This window comes from Streptomyces sp. NPDC035033, from assembly GCF_040636735.1.
Lineage (GTDB): Bacteria > Actinomycetota > Actinomycetes > Streptomycetales > Streptomycetaceae > Streptomyces.
Window position 1 is genome coordinate 85221 of record NZ_JBEZUZ010000003.1, and the last position, 15936, is coordinate 101156.

Annotated in this window: 15 protein-coding genes; 10 read left to right on the forward strand and 5 right to left on the reverse strand. The window is 72.9% G+C overall.

The features are described 5' to 3' along the window. Nucleotides 1-53 precede the first annotated feature (53 nt). The 4 genes from AB0E83_RS02825 (at nucleotide 54) to AB0E83_RS02840 (ending at nucleotide 3851) form a co-directional block, all read left to right on the forward strand. Complete coding sequence (locus tag AB0E83_RS02825; protein ID WP_362104824.1) at nucleotides 54-1424, forward strand: APC family permease; 1371 nt, start codon at nucleotides 54-56, stop codon at nucleotides 1422-1424. A 108-nt stretch (nucleotides 1425-1532) separates the two neighbouring features. After that, nucleotides 1533-2738, forward strand: a complete 1206-nt coding sequence (gene xseA / locus AB0E83_RS02830) for an exodeoxyribonuclease VII large subunit (RefSeq protein ID WP_362104827.1) — start codon at nucleotides 1533-1535, stop codon at nucleotides 2736-2738. A gap of 107 nt (nucleotides 2739-2845) precedes the next feature. Beyond that, nucleotides 2846-3100, forward strand: coding sequence for an exodeoxyribonuclease VII small subunit (locus AB0E83_RS02835; RefSeq protein ID WP_362104830.1), 255 nt, complete (start codon nucleotides 2846-2848; stop codon nucleotides 3098-3100). A gap of 160 nt (nucleotides 3101-3260) precedes the next feature. Further along, nucleotides 3261-3851, forward strand: coding sequence for a malonic semialdehyde reductase (locus tag AB0E83_RS02840; protein ID WP_362104833.1), 591 nt, complete (start codon nucleotides 3261-3263; stop codon nucleotides 3849-3851). Between the two features lie 65 nt (nucleotides 3852-3916). On the opposite strand, the gene AB0E83_RS02845 is transcribed toward AB0E83_RS02840, so the two are convergent. Beyond that, the gene (locus AB0E83_RS02845) at nucleotides 3917-4441 is read right to left on the reverse strand and encodes a DUF4245 domain-containing protein (RefSeq protein WP_362104836.1); all 525 of its coding nucleotides are present in this window, start codon (nucleotides 4439-4441) and stop codon (nucleotides 3917-3919) included. A 126-nt stretch (nucleotides 4442-4567) separates the two neighbouring features. On the opposite strand from AB0E83_RS02845, the gene glpX reads away from it, so the two are divergent. Beyond that, nucleotides 4568-5599: a class II fructose-bisphosphatase gene (glpX, locus tag AB0E83_RS02850; RefSeq protein ID WP_362104839.1), complete on the forward strand. Its 1032-nt coding sequence runs from the start codon at nucleotides 4568-4570 to the stop codon at nucleotides 5597-5599. Nucleotides 5600-5701: 102 nt separating this feature from the next. Here the strand turns inward: glpX and AB0E83_RS02855 are convergent, their stop codons facing one another. Both AB0E83_RS02855 and AB0E83_RS02860 read right to left on the reverse strand, forming a co-directional pair. Then, nucleotides 5702-6073 (reverse strand): WhiB family transcriptional regulator, encoded by a 372-nt coding sequence (locus tag AB0E83_RS02855; RefSeq protein ID WP_362104842.1) that lies wholly within the window; start codon nucleotides 6071-6073, stop codon nucleotides 5702-5704. A gap of 264 nt (nucleotides 6074-6337) precedes the next feature. Further along, nucleotides 6338-7162 (reverse strand): DUF1707 domain-containing protein, encoded by an 825-nt coding sequence (locus tag AB0E83_RS02860; RefSeq protein WP_362104845.1) that lies wholly within the window; start codon nucleotides 7160-7162, stop codon nucleotides 6338-6340. A 550-nt stretch (nucleotides 7163-7712) separates the two neighbouring features. On the opposite strand from AB0E83_RS02860, the gene AB0E83_RS02865 reads away from it, so the two are divergent. Together AB0E83_RS02865 and AB0E83_RS02870 are read left to right on the forward strand one after the other, a co-directional pair. Further along, nucleotides 7713-9386 (forward strand): fumarate hydratase, encoded by a 1674-nt coding sequence (locus AB0E83_RS02865; protein ID WP_362104848.1) that lies wholly within the window; start codon nucleotides 7713-7715, stop codon nucleotides 9384-9386. Between the two features lie 166 nt (nucleotides 9387-9552). Further along, nucleotides 9553-10188: an HAD family acid phosphatase gene (locus AB0E83_RS02870; RefSeq protein ID WP_362104851.1), complete on the forward strand. Its 636-nt coding sequence runs from the start codon at nucleotides 9553-9555 to the stop codon at nucleotides 10186-10188. Nucleotides 10189-10283: 95 nt separating this feature from the next. Here AB0E83_RS02870 and AB0E83_RS02875 read toward each other — a convergent pair whose 3' ends face one another. Continuing rightward, nucleotides 10284-10808: a hypothetical protein gene (locus AB0E83_RS02875; protein WP_362104854.1), complete on the reverse strand. Its 525-nt coding sequence runs from the start codon at nucleotides 10806-10808 to the stop codon at nucleotides 10284-10286. Between the two features lie 98 nt (nucleotides 10809-10906). Between AB0E83_RS02875 and AB0E83_RS02880 the strand changes: the two genes are divergently transcribed. After that, nucleotides 10907-11572 (forward strand): lipoprotein, encoded by a 666-nt coding sequence (locus tag AB0E83_RS02880; RefSeq protein ID WP_362104857.1) that lies wholly within the window; start codon nucleotides 10907-10909, stop codon nucleotides 11570-11572. 325 nt (nucleotides 11573-11897) lie between these two features. Here the strand turns inward: AB0E83_RS02880 and AB0E83_RS02885 are convergent, their stop codons facing one another. Further along, on the reverse strand, nucleotides 11898-13424 hold the full coding sequence (locus tag AB0E83_RS02885; RefSeq protein WP_362104860.1) for a ricin-type beta-trefoil lectin domain protein: 1527 nt from the start codon (nucleotides 13422-13424) through the stop codon (nucleotides 11898-11900). A gap of 104 nt (nucleotides 13425-13528) precedes the next feature. Here AB0E83_RS02885 and AB0E83_RS02890 point away from each other — a divergent pair, with 104 nt between their 5' ends. After that, nucleotides 13529-14941, forward strand: coding sequence for a class II fumarate hydratase (locus AB0E83_RS02890; RefSeq protein ID WP_362104863.1), 1413 nt, complete (start codon nucleotides 13529-13531; stop codon nucleotides 14939-14941). 88 nt (nucleotides 14942-15029) lie between these two features. Continuing rightward, nucleotides 15030-15704: a DUF402 domain-containing protein gene (locus AB0E83_RS02895; protein ID WP_362104866.1), complete on the forward strand. Its 675-nt coding sequence runs from the start codon at nucleotides 15030-15032 to the stop codon at nucleotides 15702-15704. Nucleotides 15705-15936 lie beyond the last annotated feature (232 nt).

The following is a 15936-nucleotide window of genomic DNA, read 5'->3' on the forward strand; positions in this document are numbered from 1 at the left end:
GTAAGGCCGCGTCGGTGACCGGCTGGAGCGCGGCCGTGTCCGAGACTGACGCCATGGCTGAGAACGCGCAGGTGGACCGGGCGGAGCCGGGGCCGGACCACACGGGGCTCCGCAGGACGCTCGGCTTCCGCGACCTGGTCGTGTACGGACTGCTGTTCATCGCGCCGATGGCGCCGGTCGGCGTCTTCGGCACGCTCGACGCGAAGTCCGGCGGCGCGGTCGCACTGGTGTACGTCGTGGCGACGGTGGCCATGGCGTTCACGGCCTTCAGCTACGCGCAGATGGTCCGGGTCGCCCCGCAGGCCGGCTCGGTCTTCGCGTACGCCCGCAAGGGGCTGGGCGAGGGGCCCGGGTTCGTCGCCGGCTGGATGGCGATGCTCGACTACCTGCTGATCCCGGCCGTCGCGTACCTCTTCGCGGGGATCGCGATGGAGGCGCTGGTGCCGGAGGTGCACCGGTGGGTGTGGACGGGGATCGCGGTGGTGGTGACCACCCTGCTCAACCTGTGGGGGGTGCGGGCGGCGGCCCGGGTGGGCTTCGCGGTGCTCGCGATGGAGATCGTGGTGCTGCTGGTCTTCGTGGTGTCGGCGGTGGTGGTGCTCGTACGGGACGGGGCGCAGCGCGACTGGTGGTCGCCGCTCACCGGCGACGGGACCTTCTCGCTCGCGGCGGTGGTCGGCGCGGTGTCGGTGGCGGTCCTGTCGTACCTCGGCTTCGACGCGATCGCGGCCTTCGCGGAGGAGGTCACCGGGGGCTCGGCGAAGGTGGCGCGGGCGCTGCTCTTCTGTCTGGTGCTGGCGGGTGTGCTGTTCGTCGCGCAGACCTGGCTGGTGGCGCTCCTGGAACCGGTCTCCTCGGCGGAGCTGGCGGCCGACCCGGGGAGGCAGGGCTCCGCCTTCTACGACGCGGTGGACGCCTCGGTGGGCGGCTGGCTGCACGACCTGGTCGCCGTGTCGAAGGCGATCGGCGCGGCCTTCGCGGCGCTGGCCGGGCAGGCGGCGGGCGGCCGGCTGCTCTTCGCTATGGGCCGCGAGGGGCGGCTGCCGCACGCGCTGGCGCGGACCGACTCGGGCGTGCCCCGGGTGGCGCTGCTGGTGTCGGCGACGGTGACGATGATCGCGGCGGTGTGGGCGGCCCGCCGCGACGACGGCCTGGACCACCTGGTGTCGGTGGTCGACATCGGCGCGCTGACGGCCTTCGTCCTGCTGCACGCGAGCGTGGTGGGCTGGTTCGCGGTCCGGCGGGCGGAGGGCGAGCCGCACTGGCTGAAGCACGTCGTCCTGCCGGTGGTCGGCGCGGCGATCCTGGTCGCGGTGATCGTGGAGGCGTCGGCGGCGGCGCAGCTGGTGGGCGTGGTCTGGCTGGGCGTGGGCCTGGTGGTGCTGGCGGTGCAGGGGGCGGGGCGGCGGCCCGCCGGGGGGTGAGCCCGCGGGGCTCCGCGGTCCCGGGGGCGGGCCGGGGCGGGCCGGGGCGGGGGCCGCTCGGGCCGTCGTGGCGCTGACGTTGTCGGAGGGCGCCGTTACGCTCGGTGCATGGCTCTGACTACGTCCGCCGAAGCGCCGCTGCCCGTCGGTGAGGTCTCCCGGATGATCGGGGGGTGGATCGACCGGCTGGGGGCGATCTGGGTCGAGGGGCAGATCACCCAGCTCTCGCGGCGCCCCGGGGCCGGGGTGGTCTTCCTGACGCTGCGGGACCCCTCGTACGACGTCTCCATCGGGGTGACCTGTTACCGGCAGGTCTTCGACGCGGTGGCCGACGTCGTCTCGGAGGGCGCGCGGGTCGTCGTGCACGCCAAGCCGGAGTGGTACGCGCCGCGCGGGCAGTTGTCGCTGCGGGCGGCGGAGATCAAGCCGGTGGGGGTCGGCGAGCTGCTGGCCCGGCTGGAGCAGCTGAAGCGGGGGCTGGCGGCCGAGGGGCTGTTCGCGCTCGACCGGAAGAAGCCTCTGCCGTTCCTGCCGCGGCTGATCGGCCTGGTCTGCGGCCGGGCGTCGGCGGCCGAGCGGGACGTGCTGGAGAACGCGCGGCGCAGATGGCCGGCCGTCCGCTTCGAGGTGCGGAACGTGCCGGTGCAGGGCGTGAAGGCGGTCCCCCAGGTGATCGCGGCGGTCCGGGAGCTGGACGCCCACGAGGACGTGGACGTGATCGTGGTGGCCCGGGGCGGCGGCAGCGTCGAGGACCTGCTGCCCTTCTCGGACGAGCAGCTGGTGCGGGCGGTGGCCGCGTGCCGGACGCCGGTGGTGTCCGCGATCGGGCACGAGCCGGACTCCCCGCTGCTCGACCTGGTGGCCGACCTGCGGGCCTCCACGCCGACGGACGCGGCGAAGAAGGTCGTCCCGGACGTGGGCGAGGAGCTGGAGCGGGTGCGCGGGCTGCGGGACCGGGCGCTGCGGACGGTCCGGGGGCTCGTCGAGCGGGAGGAGCGGGGGCTCGCGCAGGCGCTGGCCCGGCCGGTGATGGAGCAGCCGCTGCGGATGGTGGAGGCCCGGGAGGACGAGCTGGACGCCCTGCTCGCGCGGAGCCGGCGGGTCCTCGGGCACCTGCTCGACCGGGCGGAGTCGGAGGTGGCGCACACCCGGGCGCGGGTGCGGGCGCTCTCCCCCGCGGCGACCCTGGAGCGCGGCTACGCGGTGCTCCAGCGGGCGGACGGGGCGGTGGTCCGCGCGGCGGCGGAGGTCGCGGAGGGCGAGGAGCTGCGGGCTCGGGTGGCCGAGGGCGAGTTCACGGTGCGGCGCGCCTGAGCCGGGGCGGACGCGGGAGCGGGCCCGGGCGCAGAAACGGGCACGGGTACAGAAGCGGGCACGGAAGTGGGACCGGACCCGGAATCGGGCACGGAACCGGACGGGACATGGAGGACGGAGAAGAGATGGCGAGCGGTACGGAGACGACGGCGTCCCTCGGATACGAGGAGGCCCGCGACGAGCTGGTCGAGGTGGTCCGGCGCCTGGAGGCGGGCGGGACGACGCTGGAGGAGTCGCTGGCGCTCTGGGAGCGCGGCGAGGAGCTGGCGAAGGTCTGCCGGCGCTGGCTGGAGGGGGCCAGGGCCCGGCTCGACGCCTCCCTGGCGGCCGGGGAGGACGACGAGGGGGACGGGGAGGAGTGAGCGGACGGGGGCGGGGGCCGAGGGGCCGTTAGACTGGCGCGAGTGAACCGGATCACTATCCGGATCGGATAGTTGAACTTTCACCAATCCTGGGCGTACTGTCGAGACATCGCCCGGATCCCCGCCGGGCGGTCCCCTTGCAGTCCGGAAGGTACGCAGCATGTCCCTCGTTCTCGACTCCGCCGCCCAGGACCTCCTCTTCCGCGAGGCCCGCACCGCCAACACGTTCACCGACGAGCCGGTGACCGACGAGCAGGTCCAGGCGATCTACGACCTGGTGAAGTACGGCCCCACCGCCTTCAACCAGACCCCGCTGCGCATCACCCTGGTCCGCTCCGAGGAGGCCCGCGAGCGCCTCGTGAAGCACATGGCCGAGGGCAACCAGGCCAAGACCCGCACGGCGCCGCTCGTCGCGATCCTCTCCGCCGACAACGAGTTCCACGAGGAGCTCCCGGCCCTGCTCCCGCACTTCCCGCAGGCCAAGGACATGTTCTTCGCCGAGCGTCCGGTCCGCGAGGGTTCCGCCCTGCTGAACGCCGCCCTCCAGGCCGCGTACTTCATCATCGGCATCCGCGCCGCCGGCCTGGCCGCCGGCCCGATGACCGGCCTGGACTTCGCCGGCGTCCAGAAGGAGTTCCTGGACGCCGACCACACCCCGCTGATGGTCGTCAACATCGGCAAGCCGGGCGAGGACGCCTGGTTCCCGCGCTCCCCGCGCCTGGCCTACGACGAGGTCATCACGACCGTCTGAGCCGGACCCGCGCACGGCGAAGCCCCCGGTGCCTCGGCACCGGGGGCTTCGTCGCGCCCGGGGCGTCAGGCCTGCTTCGACCGGAGCGCGGCGGCCATCTCCGCGAGGGTGTCGAAGGACGCCGTCCCCGTCACGACCGTGGTCGCCCCGCCGTCGGTCCGCACCAGCGCGTCGTACTTGGGGCCCTCCCAGCGCTGCCACACCTGGCCGGCCACCGTCTGCGTCTTCCCGGTGTCCTTGGCCGCGTGGGTGACCTTGGGCACGAACTTCTTCGGCTCGGTGGTCGACTGGTTGACCGAGACGTACTGGGTGTCCGGGGAGAGGAAGCCGAGCTGCCAGGCGTCGCCCTGCTCGCGCTTGTACGAGACGACCGTCGCCTTCCAGCCCTCGCCGAGGCCCTCGGGCGCGAGCACCGGATACGGCGCCGCGCGCTGGGCCGTGATCAGCTCGACCCGGTAGTCCTTGGCCTTCACCGGAGCCGCGTCCTCGTCGTGCGGGATGAAGAGATACATGACCCCCGCGGCGACCATGATCACACCGAGGGACTGGAACATCCCGCGTACCGTCTGCCTGCCTCGCTTAGCTGCCACGCCCCATATGGTCGCATCCGGGTCCCGCGCTCATACGTGGGCCCCTCTGCTCAATTTGTCGACCTGGCGATAGAGTCACAGCACCCTCCTTTTTCCGGCCGTCGTCGTACAGAAAGGTGCGCTCCGATGACCGAGCACCACCTGCCCCCCGAGCTCGAGGTCTCCCCCGAGGCTCCCGACCGCAACCTGGCCCTCGAACTGGTCCGGGTGACCGAGGCCGCCGCCATGGCCGCCGGCCGCTGGGTCGGCCGCGGCGACAAGATCGGCGCGGACGGCGCCGCGGTCAACGCGATGCGGACCCTCATCTCGACCGTCTCGATGAACGGCGTCGTCGTCATCGGCGAGGGCGAGAAGGACGAGGCGCCGATGCTCTTCAACGGCGAGCGGGTCGGCGACGGCACCGGCGCCGAGGTCGACATCGCCGTGGACCCGATCGACGGCACCACCCTGAACGCCAAGGGCATGCCGAACGCCATCGCCGTGCTCGCCGCCGCCGACCGCGGCGCCATGTTCGACCCGTCCGCGGTCTTCTACATGGACAAGCTGGTCACCGGCCCCGAGGCCGCCGACTTCGTCGACATCAACGCGCCCGTCTCGGTCAACATCCGCCGGGTCGCCAAGGCGAAGGGCATGAACGCCGAGGACGTCACCGTCGTCATCCTGGACCGCCCCCGCCACGAGGGCATGGTCAAGGAGATCCGCGAGACCGGCGCCCGGATCAAGTTCATCTCCGACGGCGACGTGGCCGGCTCGATCATGGCCGCCCGCGAGGGCACCGGCGTCGACCTGCTCATGGGCATCGGCGGCACGCCCGAGGGCATCATCTCGGCCTGTGCCATCAAGTGCCTGGGCGGCGTGATCCAGGGCAAGCTGTGGCCGAAGGACGACGCGGAGCGCCAGAAGGCCGTCGACGCGGGCCACGACCTGGACCGGGTCCTCACCACGACCGACCTGGTCAGCGGCGACAACGTCTTCTTCGTCGCCACCGGCATCACCGACGGCGAGCTGCTGCGCGGGGTGCGCTACCGCTCCGAGACCGCGACCACCCAGTCCCTGGTCATGCGCTCGAAGTCCGGCACGATCCGCCAGATCGACTCCACGCACCGGCTCGCGAAGCTGCGCGCCTACAGCAAGATCGACTTCGACCGGGCGAACTGACCCCGGACGGACCGGCGCCGGCCCGACGACGGCGGACACGGAGAGGGGCGCCCCCATGTGCGGTGGGGGCGCCCCTCTCCGTACGGAACCGGGTCCGGCCCGTCAGCCGGCCTGGGCGATCCGCTCCGCGGCGGCCGCCTTGCGCAGCTCCACCTCGCGGCGCCGGCGGCGGGCCAGCACCACCCGGCGCTCGGCGGCGGTGAGCCCGCCCCACACGCCGTACGGCTCCGGCTGGAGCAGCGCGTGCTCGCGGCAGTCGACCATCACGGGACAGCGGGCGCAGACCCGCTTCGCCGCCTCCTCCCGGGCCAGCCGGGCGGCGGTCGGCTCCTTGGAGGGGGCGAAGAAGAGGCCCGCCTCGTCCCGGCGGCACACCGCCTCCGCGTGCCAGGGGCCGTCCTCGTCCTGCCGCGCGGGAGCACGCTGGGGCGGCACGGGGGCTACCTGGAGGGGCTGATGCGGCAGTTGCAGCACGGTCTACTCCTGACGACGGCTTCGCGAGCGAGCAGCGATGCAGCAGCCCTACCCGCTGTACGCGCGCCTATGCACCCCGTAGACCTCCCATCCGGAGTCCGGAGCCCCGGTGACGCATTCCGGTCACGTGATGGCCGATACCCGGCGGCCGAGCGGCAGGGGGAGGGTCACCGGCAGCCGGGCGACCGTCAGGGGGCCGGGCGACCGTCAGGGGGCTGGGCGGCCCTCAGGGGGCCGGGCGGCCGTCAGGGGGCCGGGGAGTCGTCAGTGGCCCAGGTGCTTGCGGACCTTCTTCTGGAGGTCCATGACCCACTTGCCGCGCTTGGGCCGCGCCTCCACGTTCCCGCAGAGCGCGTAGCCGTTGACCACCACCAGCGGCGCCTGCGGGTCGACCCCCTCCAGGGCGGTGACCTCGAAGTTCCCGAGGATGCCGACGCCGGTGCCGCGGAGGCTGATGTTCTCCGGGACGCGGATCTCGACGTTCCCGAAGATCGAGGTGGCGTCGATGGTGGTGAGCGGCTGGGCGAAGATCGCCTCGGTCAGGTCGATCTCGACGTTCCCGAAGATCGCGAAGGCGCTGGTGCGGCGGGCGACCCGCCAGCGGCCCTTGCGGGCGGTGCTGGAGAAGACCGCGAACAGCCGGTCCTCGTTCCCCTCCGCGTCCTCGGGGCCGTAGGCCGCGGGGACCGGCTCCGGCCGCGCGCCGACCGCGCCTCCGGCCGGCCCGTCGGCGGCCGGCAGGTCCCGCACGATCGGCTCCAACTCCCCCACGGTCTTCGCCCGGTAGACCGCCTCGATCCGCTCCGCGTGCTCCTCCGCGTCCAGCCGCCCCTGCGCCAGCGCCTCCGCCAGGACGTCCGCGACCCGGTCCCGGTCCGCGTCGGAGGCCCGGAGGGACCCCTGGGGGTCGGCGTAGGCGGGGGGCGCGGGCGCGGCGGGAGGCGCGGGCGCGGCGGGAGGTGCCGGAGCCTCGGGGGGCGTCGGGGCGGCGGGCGCGACGGGAGGCGCCGGAGGCGTGGGGGGTGCCGGTGCCTCGGGCGGAGTGGCGGCGGGCCGCCGCGCGGGGTCGGGCTGCTTTTCGAGGTCCACGCATCCACCCTGACACACGCGATAGATCGCGACCAGGGATCCGAACCCCCATCTCTCCCCTAGGGGACGCGCCCCGCGAACGGCACGCGGACGACGGGCGGACGGCGGACGGACGGCGGGCGGACGGGAGGCGGACGACGGGCGGACGGGAGGCGCGAGGGATGACGGACGTACGGACGTGACGGGCGTTCAGAACCGGCGACGACAGGGCCCCGACGCCTCCGGGGCCCGTCCCGAGACGGCTCGACGAGATCCGGCAGGCGCGGCGGACCGCCGGGTCGGCTCGCAGCCGGGGCCGACCCGCCTCCGGACCCTCCGACCGGATCCGGTCCGGAGGTCGTCGGGGCCCGCCGCGCCTCCCCGCCGCGGGCCGGCCCGCACGCGCCGGCGGCCGCCGTCCCGTGACGGAAGACTCCACATCGGCGCGGTGCCGGTCCCTGGTGAGCCTTACCTCACAGGATCGGGGCCGCGCCCGCGTTCTACGCTGGAGGGCGCGCCCGCCAACGGAGGCGGCGCGCTGCTGTCTGCCGAGTGAGGAATGGCTGCCGTCATGCCAGAGTTTGCGTACTCCGATCTGCTCCCCCTGGGAGAGGACACCACGCCCTACCGCCTGGTGACCTCCGAGGGCGTCTCCACCTTCGAGGCCGACGGCCGTACGTTCCTCAAGGTCGAGCCGGAGGCGCTGCGCAAGCTGGCCGCCGAGGCCATCCACGACATCCAGCACTACCTGCGCCCGGCCCACCTGGCCCAGCTCCGGAAGATCATCGACGACCCGGAGGCGTCGAGCAACGACAAGTTCGTCGCGCTCGACCTGCTCAAGAACGCGAACATCGCCGCCGCCGGCGTGCTCCCCATGTGCCAGGACACCGGCACCGCGATCGTCATGGGCAAGCGCGGCCAGAACGTGCTGACCTCCGGCCGCGACGAGGAGGCCCTGTCGAAGGGCGTCTACGACGCGTACACCAAGCTGAACCTGCGCTACTCGCAGATGGCCCCGGTGACCATGTGGGAGGAGAAGAACACCGGCTCGAACCTGCCCGCGCAGATCGAGCTGTACGCGACCGACGGCGGCGCGTACAAGTTCCTCTTCATGGCCAAGGGCGGCGGCTCGGCCAACAAGTCGTTCCTCTACCAGGAGACCAAGGCCGTCCTCAACGAGGCGTCCATGATGAAGTTCCTGGAGGAGAAGATCCGCTCGCTCGGCACGGCGGCCTGCCCGCCGTACCACCTGGCGATCGTCGTCGGCGGCACGAGCGCCGAGTTCGCGCTCAAGACCGCGAAGTACGCCTCCGCGCACTACCTGGACGAGCTGCCCACCGAGGGCGACCCGGCCACCGGCCACGGCTTCCGGGACAAGGAGCTGGAGGAGAAGGTCTTCGAGCTGACGCAGAAGATCGGCATCGGCGCGCAGTTCGGCGGCAAGTACTTCTGCCACGACGTGCGCGTGGTCCGCCTCCCCCGGCACGGCGCCTCGCTGCCCGTCGCGATCGCCGTCTCCTGCTCGGCCGACCGCCAGGCCGTCGCGAAGATCACCGCCGAGGGCGTCTTCCTGGAGCAGCTGGAGACCGACCCGGCGCGCTTCCTGCCGGAGACCACCGACGAGCACCTGGACGAGTCGGGTGACGTGGTGAAGATCGACCTCAACCAGCCGATGGACGAGATCCTCGCCGAGCTGACCAAGTACCCGGTGAAGACCCGCCTCTCGCTGACCGGCCCGCTGGTCGTGGCGCGCGACATCGCGCACGCCAAGATCAAGGAGCGCCTGGACGCGGGCGAGGAGATGCCGCAGTACCTGAAGGACCACCCGGTCTACTACGCGGGCCCGGCGAAGACCCCCGAGGGGTACGCCTCCGGCTCCTTCGGCCCGACGACGGCCGGCCGCATGGACAGCTACGTCGAGCAGTTCCAGGCGGCGGGCGGCTCGAAGGTCATGCTGGCCAAGGGCAACCGGAGCAAGCAGGTCACGGACGCGTGCGGCGCGCACGGCGGCTTCTACCTGGGCTCGATCGGCGGCCCGGCGGCGCGCCTGGCGCAGGACTGCATCAAGAAGGTCGAGGTCGTCGAGTACGAGGAGCTCGGCATGGAGGCGGTCTGGAAGATCGAGGTCGAGGACTTCCCGGCCTTCATCGTCGTCGACGACAAGGGCAACGACTTCTTCCAGAACCCCGCGCCGGAGCCGACCTTCACGCACATCCCGGTGCGTCAGGGCTCCCAGCTCTCGTAACCCCCGGTAGCACCACTCCACCGCCCCCGGTCCCCCGTGGACCGGGGGCGGCGTCACGTCCCGCTCCGAAAGTCGCTACCGACCGGTAGTCAGCCGGCCACTTACTGGTCAGTATGGGTCGCGAGCATGTCAACCACTGAGACGGTCGACCACTCGGGAGCCCCCCATGCCCTCCACGCCCTCCGCCAGGTCCGCGGCCACCGCCACCGGCCTCCTCGGCCTCACCGCCCTCCTCGTCGTCGGGCCCGCGCCCGCCGCCTCCGCCGCCGACCCGGACGCCCACCTCACCTCCGCCGCCGCGATCGAGGGCGTGGACTACGCGACCTGGCGCCGTGACGTGGCGGCCGTCGTCGCCGAGGCCCGCCCGTACGTCGAGGAGCGCGCCGAGGACGCCGGCACCGAGAAGCAGGCGATCGTCCTCGACATCGACAACAGCTCCCTGGAGACGGACTTCCACCCCTTCTGGGAGCTGCCGACCCCGGCGATTCCCGAGGTCCGCGCGCTGGTCCGGGACGCGCACGCGCGCGGGGTGAAGGTCTTCTTCGTGACCGCCCGCCCCGGGATCATCCACTCGCTCACCGAGTGGAACCTGAAGCAGGTCGGCTACCCGGTGGACGGGCTGTACGTGCGCTCGCTGCCCGACCTCTTCGCCGAGGTCAGCGCGTACAAGACGGAGAAGCGCGCCGAGATCGAGGCCAAGGGCTACACGATCATCGCGAACATCGGGAACAACACGACCGACATCGTCGGCGGCCACGCCGAGCGCGCTTTCAAGCTGCCGGACTACGGCAAGCTGTCGTAGGGGTCCGCTCGCCACCGGATGATCGCCACCGGGCGATCACTACCAGGCGATCACTACCGGGCGATCACTACCGGGCGATCACTACCGGATGATCGCTACCGGGTGATGTGGAACTCCAGCTTCGAGTAGTCCCCGTCGGGGGTGGAGCGGATCCAGCCGCGGGCGTTCGCGAAGTCGCCGGTGCCGCCGGTGATCGCGATGTCGAACGCGGCGGGGGCCTCGTCCGAGGGGTCGGCAGAGATCAGTGCCTGCCCGCTGAGCTGGCCGCCCGGGCCTCCGTCCAGGGCGAAGGAGCCGACGCAGAGCGAGTCGGTCGGGTTCCCGGTGCGCACCACGGTGCAGCTGACGCCGTCCCGGCCGGCCTTCTCGCCGCCCTTGGTGCGGAAGAGGTCGTCGGCGAAGGCGAAGGAGTCGCCGACCTCGGGCGCCTCGGGCGGTTCGGAGGTCCCGCCGCCGTTCCGGTCCGTCGGGATCTCCTTGGAGTAGAGGGTGAACTCGTAGCCGTCGGCGGGCACGGCCGCCGCCGGTGCCGCCGTGCCGAACGCGACGACGGCGACGGCGCAGGCGCCGAGCGCGATGCCGGCGCGCGGGCGTCCGGTCCTCGTCAAGCTGCGGATCATGTCCGTCCTCCTGTGGGGTGGCGGATCTCCCCCGAGGCCCGCCCACCATTGTCCGGCCGGGCCCGGGGGCCCGCACGCCGGTCGGCGATGATGGGCACATGCCAGAAAGATCACCGATACGCGCGGCGGTGCCCCTCGCCGCCCTGGGCCTGCTGGTCACGGGCTCGCTGCTGACCGGCTGCGGCGCGGGGCGGGAACCCGCCGCGCCGCCCGCGAGGACGACGGACGCGGCCACGCCCGCGGCCCCGGCCACGACGCCGGAGGAGTCCGCCGCGGCGGTCGCCGCCGCCTCGCTCGGCGGGCCGGGGACGGCCTGCGCCCTGCCCGTCTCCTTCTCCCTCGCGGAGGACTGGGAGCCGAAGGCGGTCGAGATGCCCGCCGACCCCGACTTCGCCGAGCTGGTGAAGCAGGGCCCGGCCACCGCCGTGTGCGAGGCCAACGCCAAGGCCACCGGGAACCTGGGCTTCCTGCGGGTGTGGTCCGCGCCGAAGGGCTCGGCCCGGGCCGCCCTTCAGGCGTTCGTGAAGGCCGAGGAGGGCAGCAAGGGGCTCGCCCTGGCGGAGGTGGGGGCGGGGGGAGCGCCCGTCGTGGAGGCCCGTTACACCGTGCACAGCGAACTCCTCGACGAGGACCGGGACGGGCGGGCGTTCGCGGTGGAGACCGCGAAGAGCACGGTCGTCGTGGAGCTCGGCGGCTTCGACGCCGAGGAGGACGAGATGATCGCCGCGTACGAGCTGGCGAGGTCGAGCGTCCGGGTCCGGTGAGGCGCCTCCGGGTCCGGTGAGACGCCTGGGTCCGGTGAGACGCCCCTGGGTCCGGTGAGACGCCCCTGGGGACCGTGAAGGCGCGTACGGGACGTGAGGCGTGAAGGCGCGTACGGGACGTGAGGCGTGAAGGCGCGTACGGGACGTGAGGCGTGAAGGCGCGTACGGGACGTGAGGCGTGAAGGCGCGTGCGGGACCCGTGAGGCGCACGTGGGCCCCGTGAAGGCGCGCCCAGGCCCCGTCGGACACGCCCGGGCCCCGTGAAAGGGCCGTGGCCCCCCGCCCCGCACCGGACGGAGGGCCACGGCGTTCTCGGGCCCGCGGCCTAGGCGAACTTCTGGTTCGCCGAGCCGTTGCAGGTCTGGAGCCGGACCGGCTCCTTCGCCGCCCCCTGCGTCAGGCAGAGGCCGGTCGCGGCGGCGGGCCGGATGGTGGCGCCGTCGCGGACGAACTTCTGGTTGGCCGCGCCGGAGCAGTTCCAGAGGATGAGCGCCTTGCCCGCCTGGTAGGCGGCGCCCGGCACGTCCAGGCAGCGGTCCTGGGTGAGTTCGGTGTGGACGGTCTTCCGGGCGGAGTCGTACCACCAGCCCTGGTTGCGGCCGCCGTGGCAGTCCCAGCCGAGGACGGCGGTGCCGTTGGCGGACTCGGAGGCGTTCACGTCGAGGCAGTTGCCGGTCGCCTCGTTCCGCAGCGGCTCGTAGACGTCGTCCCAGGCGAGCGGGAAGAGCGTCGGGGTGCCGGAGGAGTTGACGTCGGCGCAGCTCGCCTCGCGCAGGCCCGAGGCGTACAGCTGGGTCAGGCAGGAGGCGAAGGCGGCGTGGCCGCTCTTGTTGGGGTGGAAGGACTGGCGGGTGGAGTTCTCGTCGATCCCGCCGGGCTTGGAGAGGTCGATGTACAGGCCCCGGGCCCAGGCGTCCTCCATGCAGACCTCGTGGCCGTGGAAGAGCCGCGAGTTGTCGAGGTAGACGGCGCCGGTGGAGGCGGCGACCCGGCGCATGCCGCGCTCGAAGGCGGGCACGGCGACGTTGCGGCCCCACTTGGTGTCGGAGTCGTAGCCCATGCCGCCGCAGGCCAGCTTGCCGGGGAAGTTCGGGTTGTCGTGGAAGTCGGGGCCGATGGGGCTGGGGTAGCCCATGACGACGAGCTTGTAGTCGCCGTCGGCGTACCCGGCGTCCCGCATGACGGTCCTCAGGTCGCGGACGGTCTGTTCGACCTTGGGGACGAGGGCGTCGACGCGGGCCTGCCAGCCGGGGGCGTACTTCGGCTCGCAGGCGCCCTGGCTGAGGACGAAGCGGGTGACGCAGTCGGTCATGACGGGGCCGAACTGGAGGTCGTCGTTGGCGCCGGCGACCAGCAGGACCATCTTGACGCGGGTGTTGCGGGCCTTGACGGCGAGGTTGTCGCTCTGGACGAGCTCGTCGGCGTACTGCTTGTGCCCGCCGATCCGGATGTGGCCGGTGTAGGCGCCGGAGCAGGAGACGTTGAAGGTGAGGTCGGCGGCGATGCCGGTGCGGTGGATGGCGGCGTCGGGCGAGCGGTGGCACCAGTTGGTGGGACCGTTGGTGGGGGGCTCGTAGCTGCCGACGCCCTCGCCGGAGATCTCGCTGTCGCCGAGCGAGATCAGGCCGGTCTTCCGCTGGTCGAGGGGGCGCTCCTCGGGGCTGCCGTAGATCTTCGTGGCCTCGGCGGCCCGGATCGCCTCCAGCTCGGGCGGGAGGGGTACGGAGGCGACGGCGGCCCTCGTACCGGTGTCGGCCGCTCCGGCGGGTGCGGCGGTCAGGGAGCCGAGGGCGGCGGCCGCCGCGGCGACGGCGGCGATGGGCCACCGGAGTCTGTGCCTGGTGCGCGTCATTGCGCCTCCTGGAAGTGGGGTTACCCACGGTTTTTACTGGCCGGTACGCGCCTTGGGAATACATCGAACAAGACAAGTGCTCATCTTTTTACGGAGGTTGAACCATGAGCGAACGCACGAACGACGACGACGGCTACCGCGTCGAGCACGACTCCATGGGCGAGGTGCGGGTCCCCGCGCACGCCAAGTGGCGGGCCCAGACCCAGCGGGCGGTGGAGAACTTCCCGGTCTCCGGGCAGCGCCTGGAGCGCGCCCACATCGAGGCGCTGGCGCGGATCAAGGCCGCCGCGGCGAAGGTCAACGCCGAGCTCGGCGTGATCGACCGGGACCGGGCGGAGGCGATCGCCGCCGCCGCCGAGGAGGTCGCGGAGGGCCGCTGGGACGACCAGTTCCCGGTCGACGTCTTCCAGACCGGCTCCGGCACCTCCTCGAACATGAACACCAACGAGGTCCTGGCCACCCTGGCCGGCGAGCGGCTCCCCGCCGACCGGGCCGTCCACCCCAACGACCACGTCAACGCCTCACAGTCGTCCAACGACGTCTTCCCCTCCTCCATCCACATCGCCGCCACCGCCGCCGTCACCCGCGACCTGATCCCGGCGCTCGACCACCTGGCCACCGCCCTGGAGCGAAAATCGGCCGAATTCGCGACGGTGGTGAAGTCCGGCCGTACGCATCTGATGGACGCCACCCCGGTCACCCTCGGCCAGGAGTTCGGCGGCTACGCGGCCCAGGTCAGGTACGGGATCGAACGGCTGCGCGCCTCCCTCCCCCGGCTCGCCGAACTCCCCCTCGGCGGCACGGCGGTGGGCACCGGCATCAACACCCCGCCCGGCTTCTCGGCCGCCGTCATCGCCGAGGTCGCCCGCGCCACCGGCCTGCCCTTCACCGAGGCCCGCGACCACTTCGAGGCCCAGGGCGCCCGGGACGGCCTGGTGGAGACCTCCGGCCAGCTCCGGACCGTCGCCGTCTCCCTCACCAAGATCGCCAACGATCTGCGCTGGATGGCCAGCGGCCCCCGCACCGGACTGGCCGAGATCAACCTCCCCGACCTCCAGCCCGGCTCCTCGATCATGCCCGGCAAGGTCAACCCGGTGATCCCCGAGGCGGTCCTCATGGTCGCCGCCCAGGTGACCGGGAACGACACCACGGTCGCCGTGGCCGGCGCGGCCGGGAACTTCGAGCTCAACGTGATGCTCCCGGTGATGGCCAAGAACCTGCTGGAATCCGTACGGCTCCTGGCCAACGCCTCCCGGCTGCTCGCCGACCGCACGGTGGACGGCATCACCGCCAACGCCGAACGCGCCCGCGAGTACGCCGAGTCCTCCCCCTCCGTCGTCACCCCGCTGAACAAGTACCTCGGCTACGAGGAGGCCGCCAAGATCGCCAAGCGGTCCCTCGCCGAGCGGAAGACCATCCGCGAGGTCGTCCTGGAGGGCGGCTACGTCGACCGCGGCGACCTCACCCTCGAACAGCTCGACGAGGCCCTGGACGTCCTGCGCATGACCCGCCCCTGACCCCCCGGTGAAGCCCGGCCGTCCCCCGCGTGACTCAAGCGTGACCTGTACCGCAGCGCCGGTGGGAGCGCGCCCCTAAGATCTGCGCATGACAGGATCGGACGGCTCGGGCGACATCCAGCACTGGGCGCCGGGGGAGCACATCCTCTGGCGCTACCGCGGCATCGGCACCGACGAGGTGCACATCTGCCGGCCGGTGACGGTCGTCCACGACGCGCCCGACCTGCTCGCCGTGTGGATGGCGCCCGGCACCGAATGCGTCCGGCCCGTCCTCGCCGACGGCACCGCCGTCCACGACGAGCCGCTCGCCACCCGCTACACCGCGCCCCGCACCACCGAGCGCGCCCGCTGGGCCGGCAGCGGGGTGCTCAAGCTCGCCCGCCCCGGCGACCCGTGGTCGGTCTGGCTCTTCTGGGAGCGCGGCTGGCGCTTCCGCAGCTGGTACGTGAACCTGGAGGAGCCGCGCCGCCGCTGGGCCGGCGGCGTCGACTCCGAGGACCACTTCCTCGACATCTCCGTCTACCCCGACCGCAGCTGGCTCTGGCGGGACGAGGACGAGTTCGCCCAGGCCCAGCGGGCCGGCCTGATGAGCGCCGCCCGGGCCGCCCGGGTGCGGGCCGCCGGCGAGGCCGCGGTGGCCCTGGTCAGGGAGTGGGGGCCGCCCTTCCGGGACGGCTGGGAGGAGTGGCGGCCCGACCCGGCCTGGACCGTCCCCGCCCTCCCGGCGGACTGGGATCGCACCCCGGCGCACACGGCGCCATGAGACCCTTGATGTGCCCCCGGGGTCCAAACGTAGGATCGTCCTCCGCACGGCCGACACCGGGCGCGCACAACGTCACCGACCGAACGCAGCACAGCAACTGACCACACGTCACCGCACGTCATCGATGAGGGGGAGAGCAGTGCCTGAGCTGTGCCCGGGCGGTGCGCCCCCCGCCCCTGCCGCCGCCCGCCGTCCGGCCGCGCGCCTCGCGCACCCCGCGTACGGCCTCTCC

Excerpts from the sequence above, each read along its gene's own strand:
- AB0E83_RS02825 (WP_362104824.1), top strand. The coding sequence starts at position 54 with ATGGCTGAGAACGCGCAGGTGGACCGGGCGGAGCCGGGGCCGGACCAC.
- AB0E83_RS02865 (WP_362104848.1), top strand. The coding sequence starts at position 7,713 with ATGCCAGAGTTTGCGTACTCCGATCTGCTCCCCCTGGGAGAGGACACC.
- xseA (WP_362104827.1), top strand. The coding sequence starts at position 1,533 with ATGGCTCTGACTACGTCCGCCGAAGCGCCGCTGCCCGTCGGTGAGGTC.
- AB0E83_RS02890 (WP_362104863.1), top strand. The coding sequence starts at position 13,529 with ATGAGCGAACGCACGAACGACGACGACGGCTACCGCGTCGAGCACGAC.
- AB0E83_RS02875 (WP_362104854.1), bottom strand. The coding sequence starts at position 10,808 with ATGATCCGCAGCTTGACGAGGACCGGACGCCCGCGCGCCGGCATCGCG.
- glpX (WP_362104839.1), top strand. The coding sequence starts at position 4,568 with ATGACCGAGCACCACCTGCCCCCCGAGCTCGAGGTCTCCCCCGAGGCT.
- AB0E83_RS02895 (WP_362104866.1), top strand. The coding sequence starts at position 15,030 with ATGACAGGATCGGACGGCTCGGGCGACATCCAGCACTGGGCGCCGGGG.
- AB0E83_RS02880 (WP_362104857.1), top strand. The coding sequence starts at position 10,907 with ATGCCAGAAAGATCACCGATACGCGCGGCGGTGCCCCTCGCCGCCCTG.
- AB0E83_RS02885 (WP_362104860.1), bottom strand. The coding sequence starts at position 13,424 with ATGACGCGCACCAGGCACAGACTCCGGTGGCCCATCGCCGCCGTCGCC.
- AB0E83_RS02870 (WP_362104851.1), top strand. The coding sequence starts at position 9,553 with ATGCCCTCCACGCCCTCCGCCAGGTCCGCGGCCACCGCCACCGGCCTC.
- AB0E83_RS02840 (WP_362104833.1), top strand. The coding sequence starts at position 3,261 with ATGTCCCTCGTTCTCGACTCCGCCGCCCAGGACCTCCTCTTCCGCGAG.
- AB0E83_RS02835 (WP_362104830.1), top strand. The coding sequence starts at position 2,846 with ATGGAGGACGGAGAAGAGATGGCGAGCGGTACGGAGACGACGGCGTCC.